Here is a 17,825-nt window from a genome sequence, read left to right as displayed (position 1 = left end):
TCGCCGTAGCGACGATGCCATGAAAGTTCTGATCGTAGAAGACGAACCGAAGACGGCCGATTATCTCGAGCGTGGTCTGCGTGAGCAGGGCTACGTCGTGGACGTTGCGCGCGACGGCCTCGATGGCAAGCACATGGCACTGGAATACGAGTACGACGTGATCGTGCTCGACGTGATGTTGCCCGGCACTGATGGCTTTACCGTGTTGCACGCATTGCGCGAGCATCGCCAGACGCCGGTAATCATGCTCACGGCGCGCGATCGCGTCGATGATCGTGTGCGCGGTTTGCGTGAAGGCGCGGACGATTACCTGGTCAAGCCGTTCTCGTTTCTCGAGCTGGTGGCGCGTCTGCAGGCGCTGACTCGTCGCAGCCGCGGCCAGGAAGCCATGCAGTTGCGCATCGCCGATCTGCAGATCGATCTGCTGGCGCGCAAGGCGTGGCGCAATGGTCAGCGTCTGGATCTCACCGCGAAAGAATTTGCGTTGCTGGCCGCGCTCGCGCGCCGCAAAGGTGAAATTCTTTCCAAGACCACCATCGCCGAGCTGGTGTGGGATGTGAATTTCGATAGCGACACCAATGTCGTCGAAGTCGCGGTCAAGCGGCTGCGGAGCAAGCTCGACGATCCGTTCAAGCCGACGTTGCTGCACACGGTGCGTGGCATGGGCTACGTGCTGGAAGTGCGCGACGAGCAGAGCGAGGACGCATGAAGCTGTCGATCAGCAAGCGTCTCGCCGCGATGTTCGCCGTCGCCAGCTTCGTCATGCTGTCGGTGCTGAGCGTCGCTATGCATGGATTGCTGAAGCGCGAGCTCGAGCGCCATCAAAGCAATGAGCTGCAGGCGCGCTGGACGATGTACAAGCCCATCATCATGCGCAACGACGAGGTGGCGTACTGGGAATATGTGCGCACCAAGTTCGACAATTCCATTTCCGAGAACAATCGCGTCAGTCTCTGGGTACAGAGTGACGACAAGCGCTTCGTCTACGGCTCGGCGCTGACCGACGCGCAGCGGCAGTCGATGGGCACGCAGGGCTTCGGGCAGGTCATGCTGCCGGGGCATGAGGCGCCGTTGAAAACTTACTCGGCGGAAGTCGAAGGTCGCGGCGAGCGTCCGACGGTGCGCTTGACCGTGGGTATCGATTCGACGCCGTTCGTTGAAACGTTGCAGGCCTTCACCGTCGGGCTGATCGCTTTGACAGTGGTGGGTGCATTGGGCGCAGCGGGCCTCGGATACTACATAGCTCGCGTCGGCATGCGACCACTGGATCGACTGTCGGACGAAGCGCGGGAATTGTCGCCAGGATATTTGTCGCGACGCTTGCAGACCGACACGCTGGCGCCAGAGCTCTCCGAGCTTGCCGATTCTTTCAACGGCGCGTTGTCGCGACTCGAGACGGCGTATCAGCAACTCGAGGCGTTCAATGCAGACGTGGCGCATGAGTTGCGCACGCCGCTGGGCAACTTGATCGGTCAAACTCAGGTCACATTGTCGCGTGAGCGAAGTCTCACGGAACTAAAAGAAGCTTTGCACTCTAACCTAGAGGATCTGGAACGGCTGCGTGCCATCGTCAACGACATGCTGTTCCTGGCCCGGGCGGATCGCGGTGAGCGCGCACCGAACCGGGTCGAGGTGTCGATTGCGCAGGAAGTGTCCCACGCCGTCGAGTACCTGGAGTTCATCTTTGAGGAAGCTGGCGTAAAAGTGCGCATCGAAGGCGATGCCCAGGCCAGTATCGAGACTTCCCTGTTTCGGCGCGCTGTAACCAATCTGTTACAGAACGCCGTCCAGCACGCCCCGCGCGGTGCCGAGATTGTCGTGTTTGTTTTGCAACAGCCAGGGGCGATTCGCGTCTCGGTGCAGAACACCGGCTCCGGTATCGCGCGGGAGCACCTTTCCAGGCTGTTCGACCGCTTCTATCGCGTCGACAGCTCCCGCAGCGGCAGCCGTGAGAATCACGGCCTCGGCCTCGCCATCGTGCGTGCGGTGGCCACCATGCACGGCGGCACCGTCTTCGCGGAGAGCGACGACGGCGCCACGACGATCGGTTTCACCGTCGCGTCGGCGTGATGATCACTCCAGCGTAAACCACTGCACTTCGACGCGGCGGTTCAACTCGCTGTCGGGACCGGCTGGCTCTTCCCAGCCGCGGCCCACAGCTTCGATGCGTGAGGCATCGATATCCTTGTGACGTGCCCGCAGTGCTTCGCTAACAGCCAGCGAGCGTTGACGGGAAAGCTCCATGGCTTTGAGCGCCATGCTCTTCACCAGTTGTTCGCCACCCTGATCGCGGAATTCGTTCACGCGCGCATTATCGACATGACCGCGCAACAGCACGGTCGAGCCGGGGCTGACCTGCAGGAAGCGCTTGATGGTGTCGAGATACTCCTGGTTCTGAGGCGCGTTCTTGTCGAGCTGGGCGGAGTTCGCTTCGAAGAAGAAACGAATGTCCTTGCTCAGCAGCGGATCGCCTTCGAGCGCCGCCTGCGTGGTGCTGCGGATTGGCGCGATTGCGATCCGCTGATCGGCGAACAGCCCTTTCTTGGCCAGCGCATCGAGCGCGGTGACAGCGGCGAAGCGAGCGGCGTCGGTGGGATTGCGAATCACGCTGCCGTACGCCAGCACCGACGATTGGAAGATGCCGCCAAACGAGCCGGCGGAGTCGATCGTGCCGGAGAAGAACGCGCGATTCTCGGGAAGATTCGCGAGATGCACGCGTGACAACTCGTCGCGAGCGTCAGCTTCGGTCCAGTCAAAGGCTTTGGCAACGATGCCGATGTTCGCCGCCGGCTGATCCCGCAAGCGACGGTTGCCTTCGAGGATGCCGTGCACGAGTCCGCGAACCATGTCCGGATTGGCGCGAGCAAAGCCGCCGTTGACGGCGAGTACGTCGGCGATCACGAGCAGGTTGCGGTTGGAGACGAGCACCTTCGCGGCGCCGTTCGAGCCTTCGACGACGTCATCGGTAAACGGCGTCCAGCCGACGCAACCGTTCAAGCGCTGCGAGCCGCTCAGTTCGTGCTCGTACGCTTTGCAGGCGATGGAGGCGTCCTCATAGAACACGAGGCCGAGCTCGCTGGAGGAGGGCTTCGAGTCGAGGTCGCGCAGCACGGTGACGGGCACGCCGGCTTCCTGGGCCAGATAGCGAATGAAGAATTCACTTTCGTTGAATTGAGAGGCGGCGAGCACTTTGCCCGCGAGCTGATTGACCGAGGCGACGCCGCGGTCGACGACGACCATGTCGGCGCCACGTGAGTAGCCGATCTGCACCGGAACTACAGCGTCGAATTGCCGGCCGAGCACGGCAAGGGCGTCAGTCGTGGTAGCAGTGGCGGCGAGTCGTCCGTTGTTCAGCGCTGACCAGGTCTCGCTCTCGCTTTTGGTGATCTTCACCTTGAAGCCATATTCCCTGGCGAAGATGGAGTCGGGATTCGGCTCCATGCCGCCGTTCGCGACGATCAAGCCGCCATACCCGGCGTATTCGCTGATATCGATTTGCAGCACACCGTCTTTGGGGACGTACGTGGCTGCGGCTTCCAGTGTGGGCGTGCCGGTGACGGGCTCGATGGGCGCGGGCGCGCCGCCGTCGCTGGAGCGCGCTTTGCCGGCGCTTTGCGATGTCGGCGTGCCGGAATTGTCTGCAGACTCGCCAGCCTGCTTGCCCAGCCACAAATACACGCCCAGGCCGATGATGCCGACCAGCAACAGCAACGTGATGAGATTGCCCGCGGCGGAGCCGCGTTGGGTCGGTCTGGATCCTAGCTTGCTCATGTGTGAGTCCTTGCTGAGAGCTTTATTTATTGCACCGTCACTACTGCGCCACGCGCTCCCGCCGACGTTTCGTCGGGCTCGCACGCGGTTGGAGCAAATCTGCCGGCGGCGGCTCATCGGTGAGCCCTTCGAGTCCGGCGAACAACTCACGCTGGTCTCTTAGCCAACGATTCGCTTCGTTCAACGACGCCGACAACGCATCGAGCGACGAGGCGACGCTGTGCTCGTCCGTTGCCAGCAGTGCCTGCTCGCGGACCAACGAAACTTGCTGGCGCAGTCGCTCCAGTTCAGCCTCGACCAATTCACGCCGCCGCTGAGCATCCGTGTGACCGGCGCGACGAGAGCGCAGCACTGCAAGCTGCTGTTCCAGGCTGCGCTTGAGTTCATCGCCGATGGAGTCATGCGACAGCCGATCGATGACCCGGCGCTCCTGCTCTTCGAGCGCGCGTTTGTCACGATCGGCGGCATTGATCACCTGCAGGATCGACGCACGAGCGGCAAGCAACTTCAAATGCAGCCACGCCATCTGCCGCACATCGCTCTTCTGCATCTCCGTTGCGCCGGTGCGTGAGAGCAAATCGACGATTTCGCGCGCTTGCGATTCAATCGCCTCCTGACGGCGGCGAGCGTCTTCATCGAGGTGATAGCTGAGCGCGTTGTAGCGCGCGACCCAGTCTTCACCTTTGCCTCCGGCATCGACCGTCCGTCGGAAACGTTCGTTGCGTGACAACGTCCACAGATACAGGCCTTCCAAACCGATGCCGATCAACCACAAGCCTGGATTTACGAACGCGCCGAGCAATGCAAACGCGGCAATGCCGAACCAGTTAGGCGGCACGGGCATGCCAAAAGGACGGGCATTGAAGGCCGCGGCGAGATAGGAGCGTGAGCCGCTCATGGTGTCGCGTTGGGCTCGGCGTATTTATGGAACGCCGGCGGTACGAAGGCGAGGTCGGTGGCTTCGCGAACCGAGATTCGCATCTGGAATTCCAATACGTCGGCTGGCACCGGATTTTGATATCTGACGAGGCATGCATCCACCGCCGCGCGCGGCTCCAGGTTTTCCGTGCGAACGCGGCGATAAGCTTTGACGACGAGCGCTTCGGCGGCGCCCGGCGTCAGCAGCAACGGCATGCGTGCTTGAAGGGCAGTGAGATCAGCCTCGTTCAATTGCAAGCCGTAGCGCTTCGCGAGCGCTCCGATCAACGCGGCACTTTCGGCGTGGGTGCTGGTAGGCAGCAGCGGCACTTTCACATCGACACGGCCAGGGCGTTTCAAATCGACTTCGATCAAGTCAGGGCGCGACGATGCCAGGATCCACAACACGCGGCCGCGATTCGACGAATCCGACATCTCCTGCGCGATCATCGAATAGAGCCGGCCCGACAAACCGCTGTCGCCGCTGCCCGAGTCGCGCCGGCCGAGCGTCTGGTCGGCTTCGTCGATGAACACCATGCAGCGGCCGAGCGCGCGAATCAGCCGGAAGATTTTTTCCAGGTTGCCTTCGCTCGAGCCGACCCAGCGGTCGCGGAAATTCTTCAGCTTGACCACCGGCACGCTGGCCTCGCCCGCGAGACATTCGACTAGAAACGTCTTGCCGGTGCCGACCGGGCCGCACAGCAGATAGCCCATGGGCAGCGCCTTCAGATCGCCTGTCTGCCACAGCTTGATGTCCTGACGCAGCCAGCGCTTGAGCGCTTCCTGGCCGTGATAAGCATCGAGCGTGCGAGCGGATTCGATGAATTCCACCAGGCCGGCGGAGTCGCGCTCCACCAGCTCTTTTTTGATGCGAGTGAGATCGGCGCTGGTCAGCGCCTGGCCCGAGTGATCGCGGATCTTTACCAGACTTTCCAGCGCCGAGATCGTTACGCCAACCAACGCTGCGCCGATCTGCGCGAGATTCGCGTCCGGGGTAAAGGCTTTCGCTTCATGCGTGCGCAGCAGGGTCAATGCTCGTTCGATCTCCGCCGAATCCGGCAGCGGCACGCGAATGCGCGAGGCATGCGTGCTGAACGCAACGAGCGGCTCGACATCATTGAGGTTGTCGGCGATCAGTATGCTGGTGAAGGGCAGATCGGCGAACGGAGCTTCGGAGGACCATTCGCGCAGCACGCTCGTGAGACTGCCGTGCTCGAAACCAGCGCCATCGGCGGGCACGATGTGGTCGACACCGCGCAGGATCACTGCGACGTTTTCTTTTACTTCGCGGCCGAGCGCTCGCAGATTGCCCAGATAACGCAGATAGCGACTGATGTATTGAAGTGCCGGCTGCGGCTCGCGCGGCAGGGACTTCAGATCCGCGCCGCTCCACTTCTCGATCGCTTCTCCGCCGCGCGCAATGCTGAGGCCGTTGCCCAGGTCGTACGAGAGCACGACCTGGAAGCTCGATAACAGATGATTCTCGAGATAGCCGGCGAGCCCGACCAGCTGCGCGCCGACGGCAATCCGATCATGCACGTTGCCGTACAGAATGAATTGCCCGTGCGCGCCGCTTTCGTATGCGAGCGCAAGCTCGTTCGCCCAAGCCGGTGCGCCATGCGGTGCTGGCATCGACGTGGCGTCCGTTCGTTATGTTTCCGACTGCGCACCCATCGTGCGAGTCGCAGGCGCGGTGGGTGTGCTGCCTTCGATCGAAATGCCCTCGCGTGCGGCGAAGTCGGCCAGCGCCTGATCGGCGAGCGCATCCATTTCGGCTTGCTGCACTTCGACGCCGCTCATGTCGATCGAGTCCTTGGCGACGCGTGCGCGGCCGGCGGCTTTGGTGCGCTCTTCCTCGACCATTTCGTGCAGACGATTGAGTGTGTCGCCCGAGCCGCCGATGCTGGTGATCATGCCCGAGGCCATTTCGTGGATCTCGGCCATGGCCTGGTTCATGCGCATGTCGTTGATGGCGCCCTTCAGGCTTTCGATCTTGGCGCGCGCGGTCTGCACCGCCACGTCGCGGGCCTTGATGAGATTCTTGTAAGTGCCTTCGGCCTGTTCCAGCTGCTTGCGGTTTTCTTCGAGCTGCGACTCGATGGTCTGCAGGCGCAGGGCGTACTGGCCGGCAGCCGACTTATTGCCGGCCCGCAGGTGGGCGGCCGTCTTGGCGCGCAGGTCTTTCTGTTCGGCTTCGAGCTTGCGCACCTGGCCCATGATCCGCTCGCACAGGCCGGCATGGGTGGCCAGGCCTTGATTGAAGTTTGCGATCTGTTTGCGCAGGTTCTCCTGCTCCAGTTCGAGCAGGGCCTCGGGATTGCGTTTCTCGATGCCCGAGATGAAGAGGGAGAAGAAGCCTTTGATCAGGTTCCCAAGACGGCTGAACATGCACCCTCCGAGGTTTCTTATTGGCCCGACACCGTAAAAATTGCGCAAAGCCTAACCAAATTAGCAGATTCCGAGTAGGGATCGGGGGTGGGCGGCCGCTGCCCGCCGGTGAGTGGCCCGCCGGCACCGGTGAGACACGGGCCGATGCTACACTCGGCGCCATGCCCACCCCGAATTCGCCGCCCCCGGCTCCGAAGTCCCTGCATGAGGTGCTGGAGCTCGAACAGCTCGACACCAATCTGTTCCGCAGCCAGGTCAACCAGATCAACATCAATCGCACGCTGTTCGGCGGGCAGATCCTGGGCCAGGGCCTCAAGGCCGCCCAGCACACCGTGGCGGCCGATCGCGTCTGTCACTCGTTGCACGGCTATTTCCTGCTCCCCGGCGCCAGCGACATTCCCGTGATCTACGACGTGGAATTGACGCGCGATGGCGGCAGTTTCTCGACCCGACGCGTCGTGGCCCGGCAGCGATCCCGACCGATTTTCCATATGGAGCTGTCGTTCCAGCGCCATGAGGAGGGTCTGGAGCACGAGGTGGCGGTCAGCGGCGACGTGCCCGATCCGGAAGATCTGATGGACGTGCGCCAGCTGGTGGATAAGTTCGGCGACCGTCTGCCGCACGGGGCAACCGCGCTGCTCTCGCAACAGAGCATCATCGAATTGAAGCCGGTGAACCCGGAGATGTTCATGCTCCGCAAGCAGTCGCTGCAGCGGGCGCAGTACTGGATTCGTTCCGCATCCCCACTGCCGGACGATCCGCTCACGCAGCTGGCGGGGCTGGCCTATCTATCGGATTACTTCCTGGTCTCGACCGCGCTGCTGAAACATCCGGTAGCGATGCAGAACAAGGACGTGATGCTGGCGAGCCTCGATCACGCCATGTGGTTCCATCATCCGCCGCGCGCGGACGAGTGGATTCTGGTCGAGGCGGTGAGCCCGTTCGCCGGTGGCGCCCGCGGTCTGACGCGAGCGGAGATGTTCAGCCGTGACCGCAAGCTGGTCGCGGCGGTCGCGCAGGAAGGCTTGATGCGCTTGATCGATAAGCCGCCGCGCTGATCAATCGCTGCCGAGCGTCGCGGCTCGCAGCTTCTCGACATCCTTTTTTCCGAGCAGCTTGGCCTGACCCGGCTTGAGATCGCCCGCGCGCAGCGGGCCGATCGCCACTCGTTCCAGCTCGCGCACTTTCAGACCAACGCGCGCGAGCATGCGACGGATCTCTCGATTCTGCCCCTCGCGTAAGGTCACGCTGAGCATCGTGCGATCGCCGCGCGCACGGTCGACAAAACGTTTGATGATGCGCACGGACTCCATCGCTGCGCGCTTCGACGTCTTCGTTCCGTCCGATGCCGGGTTGACCAGATACATGCCGGCGCGCAGCTTCTGCAGCTGCTCATCGGAGGCGAGCCCCGTGGTCAGCACCCGATATTCCTTGGTGATGCCGAACTTCGGATGCGTGAGCTGATACGCCAGATCGCCATCGTTCGTGATCAGCAGCAGTCCGGTGGAATCGCCGTCCAGTCGGCCGACGGGAAACAGGCGCTCGTCGCGGCGGATCGACGTGGGCACCAGATCGATCACGTTGCGACGACCTTCGGGATCGCTGGTGGTCGTGATTACGCCCTTCGGCTTGTTGATCAGGACATAGATAAAGGCGCGCGCCTTCGATGCTGCCTGAGTCGTGCTCGAGTCCGCGCTGTCTTCCGGAATGGGCAGCTCGATCACTTCGCCATCCAGCGCGACCACGTCGCTTGCAGGGTCAACGAAGCAGGGCAAGGTCTGCACGACGCGTCCGTTCACCTGAACGCGTCCGGCGACAATCATCTCTTCGCAATCGCGCCTCGCGCCGAGGCCGGCGTCGGCCATGGCTTTCTGTAATCGGACGCCTTTCGAGGCGCGTTCGGATGCTATGCTTTTGGACATGAAATAATTTCAGTGCGTTGCCTGATGGGGACAAGCTTACACGCAATCCCCCATGAAGCTGTCAGGCATCCACGCAAATGTTGCACGTCGGGGAACTTCTGGGCCGCATGTCGGTTTGAAACCGATGCGCGTTCGGAGGACGGATGGTTCAAGAGCATTTCGATGTCGTCGTGGTCGGGTCGGGGTTCGGGTCGTTGTTTTTTGTCGAGGGTTACCTGAGCAAGCGACCGGCGGCGAAGATCCTGATGCTCGAGCGCGGCACTTTCAATTCGCACGCGTGGCAGCTCGAACAGAACCTGAACTCGCCGATCCTGCCGAGCTCCACGTTTCGCACCGACGCGGCGAAGAAGGTCTGGAACTTCACCATCGGCGTCGGCGGCGGCACCAACTGTTGGTATGCGCAGACACCGCGCTTTCATCCGAGCGATTTCCGGATGCGCAGCAAGTACGGAGTGGCGCAGGACTGGCCGCTCGACTACGACGAGCTGGAGCAGTACTACCTCGCCGCTGAAACCAAGATGTCGGTGGCCGGCTCGCCGCAGATGGGCGAGATCCTGCCGCGCTCGGCGCCATTTCCTCAGCCGCCGCACAAGCAAACCGCGGTCGACGCGATCATGCGTAAGGCTCAGCCGCAGTTCCATGTTCCCATCGCGACGGCACGCGCCAGTGTCGCAGACGCCGGGCGCCCGCCATGCTGTGCCTCGGCTCGATGCAATCTGTGTCCGGTCAACGCGAAGTTCACCTTCGAGAACGGCTTCACGAATCTGCGCGAGCTTCCCAATGTCGAAATTCGCACCGAATGCGAGGTGACGCACTTCGATCATGCCAATGGCAACGTGAGCGCGGCTGTCTATAAACAGGGTGGGGCAGAGCATCGAGTCACGGGCGACCTGTTCGTGCTGGGCGCGAATGCGATCCACAGTCCCGCCATCCTGATGCGCTCCGGCATCGATCATCCATTGACCGGTGTGGGCATTCACGAACAGGTGGGCTACCACCTGGAAGTGCTGCTCGACGGCTTGGACAGCCTCGACGGCGGCACGATCACGACGGCGTTGAACTACTCGCTGTACGACGGCCCGTTCCGTAAGGACTACGCGGGTGCGTTGATCTATTTCGACAATCGTTGGCCGCATGGCTTGCGCAAGGAATATGGGCGTTGGCGTCAGCTCACGCCGCTGGTGGTCGTGGTGGAGGATCTGCCGCAGGATTCCAACCGCGTCGTGCTCGATAGCGACGGCGTGCCGAAGGTGTTGCACGCGGATGTTTCCGACTACGCCAAGCGTGGCCTGCAAGAGTCGCTCACGAATATCGAGAAGGTGCTCGAGCCGTTGCCCGTCGAGCGCATCGATTTCAAAGGCATGCGCGACACCGAGTCCCACATCCAGGGCTCGCTGCGCATGGGCACCGATCGTGCGTCGTCGGTGATCGACGCCAGACAGATGCACCACGATGTGCGCAATCTCGTGGTGGTCGGCTCGTCAGTGTTTCCGTCGGGGCCGAATTCGAATCCCAGCCTGAGTGTGGCCGCGCTGTCCCTGCGCAGCGCCGCTTTGATTGCGTGACGAGATGCCGATGAATCAGACCAGCAAATTCTCTCCCAGTCGCCGCAAGCTGCTCATTGCCGGCGCCGGCGGCACTGTTGCGCTGGGAATCTTCGGTGCTGCCTCGTGGGGGCAGCTGTCCAATTATCGTGCGACCTGGGTCGAACGGGTGGTCAGAGAGAACCTGCCCGGGATCGATCTGGATGGGGCGTCATTGCAGACGTTCATCAAAGACATCCTGGCGAGCGAACGTATGCTGCGTAAGGAAGTGAAGGTGACCGTGTTCGCCGATCGCTTCGTGCCCTGGTTGCCTGCGCACATTTCCAAAGCGCGCAACGGACTGGAAGGGCTGGAGCGGTATGTGCTGACTGAGTATCTGATCGGCAGCAACTTCTTCCGCGTGCCCGATCCGAAGCGCGAAACGATCGTTTACAGCGGCATGATGGTGGCCTGCCGGAATCCATTCATCTACATGGACGCCGCCTTCGGCAACGCCTCGGGCTGACGATCAGGCGCGCTGCTTCTTCGCGAACTCGTGATTGAGCAGGGCGCGCAGGCGAACCGCTTTCAGCGGCTTGTGCATCATCGTCAGGCCAGCCGCGCTGACCTTGCGGAGCTGCTCGGTTGCCGTGTCGCCAGAGATCAGCACGGCGGGAATGCCATCGCCCAACTTTGCGCGCAGCTCGCGAATCGCGTCGATGCCGTTGCGATCGCCGCGCAGGCGCAGGTCCGCAATGATGAAGTCCGGCACGCGACCGTTGATGCTGCCGAGGGCCTCATCCGAATCCATGGCGGTGATGCATTTGCAGCCCCAGCTTTCCAGCAGGCTCTGCATGCCAAGGCGCACCGACTCTTCGTCGTCGATGACCATGATGAGCTTGCCGCCGATCAGGTTCGGCACCTTCTGCTCGATGGTGGCGGCGCCCGAGTGAATCTTGTTTGGATCGGCGAGCGGTACTTCGATGCTGAAGCGCGAACCGCGACCCAGCGTCGAGCGCACGTTCAACGGGTGTTCGAGCAGGCTGACGATACGGCGCACGGTCGCCAGTCCCAAACCCAGGCCGCGTGAGCGATCGCGCGCCGGATTGTTGAGCTGGTAGAACTCTTCGAAGATGCGCTCGTGTTGTTCGTGTGGGATACCGATGCCCGAGTCCCACACTTCGATGCTCACGCCATTGCGGCGCTTCCGGCACGCAACGATCACGCCGCCTTTCTCGGTATAGCGGATCGCGTTCGCGACCAGATTGGACAACACGCGGAACAGCAGCGTTGGATCGGTGTACAGCACGCCGCGCGAGCGCCGCACGACCAGCTTGAGGCCCTTTTCTTCGGCTGACTTCGTGAACGTGCTGCGCAGACGGTCCAGCACCAGATTCGCCGGCACGATTTCTTTCTTGACCTCGACCTGACCGGCATCGAGCTTGGAAATATCCAGCAGGTTGTCGAACAGCTGTTCCAGCGATTCGGTCGCCTGCAGGATCTGATCGATCATGCGGCGGCCTTGTTCGTCGACCTTGCCATTGCGCAGGGCGGTCGCGAACAGGCCCAGCGAATGCAGCGGCTGGCGCAGATCGTGATTCGCGGCGGCGAAGAACAAAGATTTGGAACGGCTGGCGGATTCGGCACGCGCGCGCGCCTGATCCGCCAGTGCATATTGTTGCTGTAGCTGACCGACGAGCTGCTCGTTCTCATAACGCAACCGGATCTGCGCCACGATCACTCGCGCCTGGCGATCGCCGAACAGCAACAGATAACCCAGCACCGCAAACCACATCACGCCGAGTGCGGCATTCCCATAACCGCCGAGCATGATGTAACGAAGCGCCAGCAAGCCAAACACCGGAGCGGTGAATGCATGGAGCGCCGGAGGAAAGTGAGCATGTGTAATCACGCTGATCGTGGCGCGAGCCGCCAGACACGCCGCGATCAATGCCAGCGTGAGCGATTGATCCGAATTCACCAGCACGAATGCCGAAGAGCCCCACACGCAACCTGCGATGGCGGAAGCCACTGTAAAACGCCAGCCCCACGCACTCGACGCGGTCGCGCGATCGCCAGAGTTTCGATAGCTCGCGGTGAGCAGGAGAGTGGCGAACTGCACGAGCAGTGTCGCAATCGACCAGCTGACGATTCGCGTGTGAGACGTGTGCGGCCAGGTGATGACCGCAATCATGGCGACCATGAGCAACGCGGAGCCGGAGACTGCTAGCGCATTGCCATACAACATTTCCACGCGCTGTTGCTCAACGCGTCGCAACAGTGCGGCGTCCATGGGAAGACGAATTGCTAGAGGAACGAGTTAGCGCGCGTTCGCGTAAGCAGGTGACGAGGGCAGGAAGCCGCGCTTCTGCGCGACCAGCACTGCTTGAGTCCGATTGCGCACATTGAGCGCTTCGAACACCGCGCTCACGTGTGCCTTGACCGTACGTTCGGCAACATCCAGCGCACGCGCAATCTCCTTGTTGGAGAAGCCGCGGCCCAACATGCTGATGACTTCCAGCTGGCGCAGCGTCAGCCCGTTGGGCTGTTCGGTGGCGGTTAGATTGGTCGTCTCGGGCACGAACACTTCACCGGCGAGCACCTTGCGGATCGAAGCGATCATCTCGTCGGCGGTAAAGGACTTGGGAATGAAACCGGAAGCGCCGGCGGCCACTGCGCGGGTCGCGACGGCTTGCTGGTCGTCGCCGGAAATCATGATGCAGGCAGTGGTCGGGAAGCGCTCGCCGATCACTTTCAGTGCGTTGAAACCATCCTCGCCCTTGAGGTGGATGTCGAGCAGCACCAGTCCGATGTCACCGTCCGTTTGCAGGCTCTGCAGTGCCTCGGGCACCGAGGACACGCTCAGCACTCCGGCATCCAGGTCGCTCTGCTCGAGCACCGCATGGAAACCGGCGCGAAACAACGGATGGTCATCGACGATGAGGATTTTCATGATGCTGCTCCCCGGAACCAAGAATCCCCCGACTGGACACGCCGGAGCATGGGCTCGGCGTGCGGCGGTCCATCGCCGGGATCTGGGTTATGTAGCCTCCCGATCCATCCCGCAGGCATCGTACGTGCGGGCTAGGGGGAGGTTCAATGCCCATTGGTGCAGGGTGGCGAAACATTCGCGGCTTCCAGCCAGCTTAGAATCAGTTTTGCGACGGCGCTCTCGGCGCCTCGGGCCGCCACCACGACGGGGTAGGCCTTGGCCAGCCGTTCCCGGGCCTCGACCGATGAGTGATCAATCAGATACAGGGCCCGGCCGAGCACGGCGCTGGTGATCGCGTATTCGACGCTGCGTTCGCCGAATTCCGCTGCCCACGTCGGCAGGGCGGCGCGAGCCAGCCTGTGTGCCTCCTCGGCCCCCTCCTTGATCTCGACCAATGACCGGGCGAGCCAGGCTTCGGCCTCGGCGATGAAGGCGTGTTTGGCCGGGAGGTGGCCCGCCTTCACGTTGTGCTCGTAAATGGCGAGGGCGGCCCGGAACGACTCGGCGGCGGCGCCGAAATCCTTCAGATCGTAGCTGACGCGCCCGATGCGGGCGTGGTCGTTGCCGACATACGGATGTTTCCGATCGCGCACTTCGATGTTGAGGGCGAGGGCTTCCTGCAGCACTTCCTTCGCGCCCTTCAGGTCGCCCATGGCTCGCAGCACCGAGCCGAGATTGGCGAGTACATCGACCAGGTCCGGGTGACGCGGCCGTTGCACGTCCTCACGGATGATGCGGACGGCGGTGGTCATATCTTCCTTGGCTTCCTGCAGTTTGCCGGCCGAGGCTTTGACGGTGGCGAAATTGATCAAATGCAGCGCGTACTTCAAATGTCGGTGGCCAACCTGACGGCGGTCCAGATCCAGCACCTTTGTATAGATGTCCGCGGCGCGCTCGTAGTTGCCACGTGTCTGTTGCACTCGGCCCAAGGCATCCAGGAGTCTCGTGACATTCGGATCCGTGCATTCCAGATGCAGTGTCTCGAGAATGTTCAGGCCGCTCTGCGCCGATTGTTCAGCAGCCGCGAACTCTCCAAGTTGCAATTGCGTGACAGCCAGTTCATTGAGATTGAGCGCGACCGGATAACTGCTGCCGCCGAATACGCGACTGTCGATCGCGAGCGACTTGCGTACTTCCGCTTCGGCGGCGACGGCGTCGCCTGACTGACGTAATGCGCAGGCGTAACTATTGAGCGACCGGGCGGTGTCCGGATGATCCTCACCGAAAAAGTGACGGCGGAGGTCGAGCCCGCGCTCGATGAGCTTTTTGCCGTCTTCGAGGCGTCCGCGATGTAACAAAGCCAGGCCCAGGGCATCGAGGATGGCGCCGGCTTGCTCGGGCTGGTCCCTCAAGTCGATTTGTAGCGCGCCTTTCGGGGGCTCGGGCAGGGAGGTGGAGTCGTCCGCGATCAAAATGAACATGGAGGGTCTCCTAACATTCAGCCGCTCAGAAGGAACGCATGCTACGCATGCGCTGCGCGGCGGTGCCATCGCTCTTATGTCACAGTTTGTTATTTCTGTTTCAGTCGGGCAAAGAAGGCCTGCGCGGCCTCGGGCCGGCGCAGCTGGTTATAAAGATCTTCGATCCAGCCGCGCACTTCCTGTGCCGATACGACATCTGCAGAAACCTCCGAGTGCATGAGAATCGGATAGCTGGTGGCAAATGCGCGCTCGGCCTCCGGAGTGTTGCCGAGTCGTGCCCAAACGCGGCCGCGAAGGGCGCTGGCGGCGGCGTAGCCCGAGCTGTCTTTGCCGTATGACACGGCCCATGTTTCTATTGCTCGATCGAGCGTCGTACCCGCCTCTTTGAGTCGCTGCAATTCGAGCAGCGTCCGGCCCAGCCGAGTCAGGGTGGTCGCGATGTAGCCATGCCCGGGCGGCAGGGTCTTGCGATAGATCTCCATGGCTTCGCGCAGGTGTCGTTCAGCTGTCACATAGTCGCGCTTGCGCAGCGCCACGCGGCCGAGACTTTCCAGATCGTGGCCGACATACGCGTGATTGGGGCGAACCTCGCGATCGCGCGCGAGCATGGTTTCGAAAATCTTCTGTGCTTCGTCCAGCTGCCCCTCTTTCATGAGATAGCGGCCGTAGTTGCTCATGGCATCGATGGTTTCGTGATGATTCGGGCCCAGCACGCGGTCGAAGCGATCGATGGCCTGTCGATACAAGGGGCCGGCGGCTTGCAGATCGCCCTTGCCTTGTAGCACCGAGGCGAGATTCTGCAGGTGGCGCGCATAGAGCGGATGGTCTGCGCCCCGTGCCTGCTCGTCGATCGCCAGCGCTTCGCGCGTCAGGCGCTCGGCAGTTTCGAAATCCTTCCGGTCCATGGCGATCACCGCCAGATTGTCGAGCGGGTCGGCGACCATTTCGTGAGATTTGCCGAGGCGCGCGATACGAATGTCGAGGCAGCGCTGAAACGATTGTTCAGCCGCGGCCAGGTCGTTCTGGCGATGCTGGATGAAGCCGAGCTGACACAGGTTGAGCGCCGTTTGCAGACTGTCGGCGCCGGCATGTTTGCGCGCCAGCGCCAGGCTCTCGCGCGCCAATTGCTCCGCTTTCGCGAGGTCGCCGCGCTCGCCATAGACCCGATTCAAGCTGAACAGACTACGGGCGACGTCGAGGTTGTCTTCGCCATACGTGGCGCGCCGGATCGACAGCGCCTGTTCGATCAACGGCTGCGCTTGATCCAGCTGCCCCAGCCCCAGATACACCGTGCCGATGGTGTCCATCAAAGTGGCTTGCAGCTCAGGCTGGCCGCGCAGCTTGTTTGCGATCCGCTGAGCGCCCGCATCGAGAATTTCTTTCGCCGTGATCCTGTCGCCCCGCGCCCGAGCGGGATCCGCCAGGGTGAAGGACTCGACCAGAAACTCGGAGACAGCTTCGGAGCGCGCCCGTTCAGCTTCGGCGATCGTTCGTTCTTTGGTTGCGACGTCGCGTTCGCGCGCCACGCGCTTCGATTGCACCAGCGTGGTGACCGAGAAGCCGATCAGCAGCGCCAGGAAGGCTGCGCCCAGGCCGAGCGCCGCACCGTGACGTTTGATGAATTTGCTCGAGCGATAGCTCCATGAATCGGGACGTGCGATGACTGGCAGTCCGCGCTGCAGGCGATCGATATCGGCGTTGAGCTGTTCCACCGATGGATAGCGGCGCTCCGGCTCCTTGCGCATCGCCATTGCGACGATGTTGTCCAGGTCGCCGCGCAGCTGCCGCTGCAGTCGGGCAGGTGTCGTGGCTCGCTGAGCGGCGACCTGCTCGATCGCACTGTGGGCGGATTCGCGAGCGACGCCAATTGCCTCGCTGGGGGAAGGTGGGTCGTCGTCGCAAATCGCCCGTTCCAGCTCGGACAGGCGCATGCCACGAACCGAGAAGGGTTTGAAGCCGCACAGCAGTTCGTGAAGCAGCACGCCGAGCACATAGATGTCGCTCGCGGTCGTGATCAAATCGCCGCGCACCTGCTCGGGGCTCGCATGGCCCGGCGTCATCACCCGGATGTCCGCTTGGGTGACCTCCATGGTGTGCATCATGTGCCCGCTGTCATCGAGCCATTTGGCGATGCCAAAATCGAGCAGCTTGGGGGTGCCGTCGGCGGTCACCAGAATGTTCGAGGGCTTCAGGTCCCGATGCACGATCAGATTCTGATGGGCGCGGTGCACGGCCGAGCAGACCGCCTGAAACAACTTCAGCCGCGCCTCGATGCTGAGGCCGCGTCGATCGCAGTGGATATCGATGGGCTCGCCATCGACATATTCCATGACGATGTAGGGTGTGCCGTCGTCAGTGGTGCCGCCGTCGAACAGGCGAGCGATGTTTGGATGATCCAGCGTGGCCAGAATCTGCCGTTCCTGCCGCAGCCGCCGCAGGATCTGCCGTGACAGCAAGCCCCGGCGCACCAGCTTGATGGCAACTTGCTGCTTGAATTGCGCATCCGCGCGTTCAGCCAGGAACACCTGGCCCATGCCGCCTTCGCCCAGGCTGCGCACCAGACGATAGGCGCCGACGCGTTGGCCGGCGAGATTGGGGCGTTGTGCGGCGTCGAGCTCCTCGTCGTCCTCGGACGAAGCGCTGCCGAACCAGTTCTGCCGCGAGTCGGCACGGGAGTGCAATTCGGCCACGGCGCTTTCATATAACTGCGAATCGGTCGCGCACGCCTGCCGCAGAAACGGCAGCCGATCCTCCTCGGGCAGCTGCTGTGCTTCGTCCACGAGAGCGGCCAGGGACCTGGGATGCACGGTCATTTCAGTAGCTGCATGCTGCGTGGACTTTGGTCACCTTGCTCCGGCGTCCGCGGCTGGTGCACACTCGTTCGCACCCT

General features: G+C 62.4%; 14 protein-coding genes. 5 read left to right on the top strand and 9 right to left on the bottom strand.

The features are described 5' to 3' along the window. The first annotated feature begins 19 nt into the window (after positions 1 to 19). The gene (locus D0550_RS00165; protein ID WP_116807074.1) at positions 20 to 709 is read left to right on the top strand and encodes a heavy metal response regulator transcription factor; all 690 of its coding nucleotides are present in this window, start codon (positions 20 to 22) and stop codon (positions 707 to 709) included. After that, on the top strand, positions 706 to 2,070 hold the full coding sequence (locus tag D0550_RS00160) for a heavy metal sensor histidine kinase (protein ID WP_116807073.1): 1,365 nt from the start codon (positions 706 to 708) through the stop codon (positions 2,068 to 2,070). The genes D0550_RS00165 and D0550_RS00160 overlap by 4 nt, the downstream gene beginning before the upstream one ends. Before the next feature lie 3 nt (positions 2,071 to 2,073). On the opposite strand, the gene D0550_RS00155 is transcribed toward D0550_RS00160, so the two are convergent. The 4 genes from D0550_RS00155 to D0550_RS00140 are packed head-to-tail and all read right to left on the bottom strand — an operon-like array spanning position 2,074 to position 7,077. Beyond that, entirely contained in the window at positions 2,074 to 3,771 is a 1,698-nt protein-coding gene (locus D0550_RS00155) for a phosphate ABC transporter substrate-binding/OmpA family protein (protein WP_116807072.1), read from the bottom strand. 40 nt (positions 3,772 to 3,811) lie between these two features. Further along, positions 3,812 to 4,669 (bottom strand): hypothetical protein, encoded by an 858-nt coding sequence (locus D0550_RS00150; protein ID WP_116807071.1) that lies wholly within the window; start codon positions 4,667 to 4,669, stop codon positions 3,812 to 3,814. Beyond that, positions 4,666 to 6,321 carry an AAA family ATPase gene (locus tag D0550_RS00145; protein WP_116807070.1) on the bottom strand — a complete coding sequence of 552 codons (1,656 nt, stop codon included), beginning with the start codon at positions 6,319 to 6,321 and terminating at the stop codon, positions 4,666 to 4,668. Before D0550_RS00145 ends, D0550_RS00150 begins: the two co-directional genes overlap by 4 nt. An 18-nt stretch (positions 6,322 to 6,339) precedes the next feature. After that, positions 6,340 to 7,077 (bottom strand): PspA/IM30 family protein, encoded by a 738-nt coding sequence (locus D0550_RS00140; RefSeq protein WP_116807069.1) that lies wholly within the window; start codon positions 7,075 to 7,077, stop codon positions 6,340 to 6,342. Between the two features lie 161 nt (positions 7,078 to 7,238). Between D0550_RS00140 and D0550_RS00135 the strand changes: the two genes are divergently transcribed. After that, on the top strand, positions 7,239 to 8,135 hold the full coding sequence (locus D0550_RS00135) for an acyl-CoA thioesterase (RefSeq protein WP_116807068.1): 897 nt from the start codon (positions 7,239 to 7,241) through the stop codon (positions 8,133 to 8,135). Here D0550_RS00135 and D0550_RS00130 read toward each other — a convergent pair whose 3' ends face one another. Further along, on the bottom strand, positions 8,136 to 8,999 hold the full coding sequence (locus D0550_RS00130; protein WP_116807067.1) for a pseudouridine synthase: 864 nt from the start codon (positions 8,997 to 8,999) through the stop codon (positions 8,136 to 8,138). 143 nt (positions 9,000 to 9,142) lie between these two features. Between D0550_RS00130 and D0550_RS00125 the strand changes: the two genes are divergently transcribed. Both D0550_RS00125 and D0550_RS00120 read left to right on the top strand, forming a co-directional pair. Next, positions 9,143 to 10,564, top strand: a complete 1,422-nt coding sequence (locus D0550_RS00125; protein ID WP_116807066.1) for a GMC oxidoreductase — start codon at positions 9,143 to 9,145, stop codon at positions 10,562 to 10,564. A 10-nt stretch (positions 10,565 to 10,574) separates the two neighbouring features. Next, the gene (locus D0550_RS00120) at positions 10,575 to 11,048 is read left to right on the top strand and encodes a hypothetical protein (protein ID WP_153066984.1); all 474 of its coding nucleotides are present in this window, start codon (positions 10,575 to 10,577) and stop codon (positions 11,046 to 11,048) included. Between the two features lie 3 nt (positions 11,049 to 11,051). Here D0550_RS00120 and D0550_RS00115 read toward each other — a convergent pair whose 3' ends face one another. The 4 genes from D0550_RS00115 to D0550_RS00100 form a co-directional block, all read right to left on the bottom strand. Continuing rightward, the gene (locus tag D0550_RS00115; protein WP_116807064.1) at positions 11,052 to 12,815 is read right to left on the bottom strand and encodes a hybrid sensor histidine kinase/response regulator; all 1,764 of its coding nucleotides are present in this window, start codon (positions 12,813 to 12,815) and stop codon (positions 11,052 to 11,054) included. Between the two features lie 27 nt (positions 12,816 to 12,842). Next, the gene (locus D0550_RS00110; RefSeq protein WP_116807063.1) at positions 12,843 to 13,475 is read right to left on the bottom strand and encodes a response regulator transcription factor; all 633 of its coding nucleotides are present in this window, start codon (positions 13,473 to 13,475) and stop codon (positions 12,843 to 12,845) included. A gap of 143 nt (positions 13,476 to 13,618) precedes the next feature. Beyond that, positions 13,619 to 14,935, bottom strand: coding sequence for a tetratricopeptide repeat protein (locus D0550_RS00105; protein ID WP_161965556.1), 1,317 nt, complete (start codon positions 14,933 to 14,935; stop codon positions 13,619 to 13,621). An 89-nt stretch (positions 14,936 to 15,024) separates the two neighbouring features. Further along, the gene (locus tag D0550_RS00100; protein ID WP_206605999.1) at positions 15,025 to 17,742 is read right to left on the bottom strand and encodes a serine/threonine-protein kinase; all 2,718 of its coding nucleotides are present in this window, start codon (positions 17,740 to 17,742) and stop codon (positions 15,025 to 15,027) included. Between the last annotated feature and the right edge of the window lie 83 nt (positions 17,743 to 17,825).

Source organism: Steroidobacter cummioxidans, assembly GCF_003104955.1.
The sequence above is the reverse complement of the archived record's forward strand: the minus strand, read 5'-3'. Positions and strand labels throughout refer to the sequence as shown.

Coding starts and splice junctions, on each gene's coding strand:
- D0550_RS00105 (WP_161965556.1), bottom strand. CDS start 14,935: ATGTTCATTTTGATCGCGGACGACTCCACCTCCCTGCCCGAGCCCCCG.
- D0550_RS00120 (WP_153066984.1), top strand. CDS start 10,575: ATGAATCAGACCAGCAAATTCTCTCCCAGTCGCCGCAAGCTGCTCATT.
- D0550_RS00135 (WP_116807068.1), top strand. CDS start 7,239: ATGCCCACCCCGAATTCGCCGCCCCCGGCTCCGAAGTCCCTGCATGAG.
- D0550_RS00145 (WP_116807070.1), bottom strand. CDS start 6,321: ATGCCAGCACCGCATGGCGCACCGGCTTGGGCGAACGAGCTTGCGCTC.
- D0550_RS00110 (WP_116807063.1), bottom strand. CDS start 13,475: ATGAAAATCCTCATCGTCGATGACCATCCGTTGTTTCGCGCCGGTTTC.
- D0550_RS00155 (WP_116807072.1), bottom strand. CDS start 3,771: ATGAGCAAGCTAGGATCCAGACCGACCCAACGCGGCTCCGCCGCGGGC.
- D0550_RS00115 (WP_116807064.1), bottom strand. CDS start 12,815: ATGGACGCCGCACTGTTGCGACGCGTTGAGCAACAGCGCGTGGAAATG.
- D0550_RS00160 (WP_116807073.1), top strand. CDS start 706: ATGAAGCTGTCGATCAGCAAGCGTCTCGCCGCGATGTTCGCCGTCGCC.
- D0550_RS00140 (WP_116807069.1), bottom strand. CDS start 7,077: ATGTTCAGCCGTCTTGGGAACCTGATCAAAGGCTTCTTCTCCCTCTTC.
- D0550_RS00150 (WP_116807071.1), bottom strand. CDS start 4,669: ATGAGCGGCTCACGCTCCTATCTCGCCGCGGCCTTCAATGCCCGTCCT.
- D0550_RS00165 (WP_116807074.1), top strand. CDS start 20: ATGAAAGTTCTGATCGTAGAAGACGAACCGAAGACGGCCGATTATCTC.
- D0550_RS00125 (WP_116807066.1), top strand. CDS start 9,143: ATGGTTCAAGAGCATTTCGATGTCGTCGTGGTCGGGTCGGGGTTCGGG.
- D0550_RS00130 (WP_116807067.1), bottom strand. CDS start 8,999: ATGTCCAAAAGCATAGCATCCGAACGCGCCTCGAAAGGCGTCCGATTA.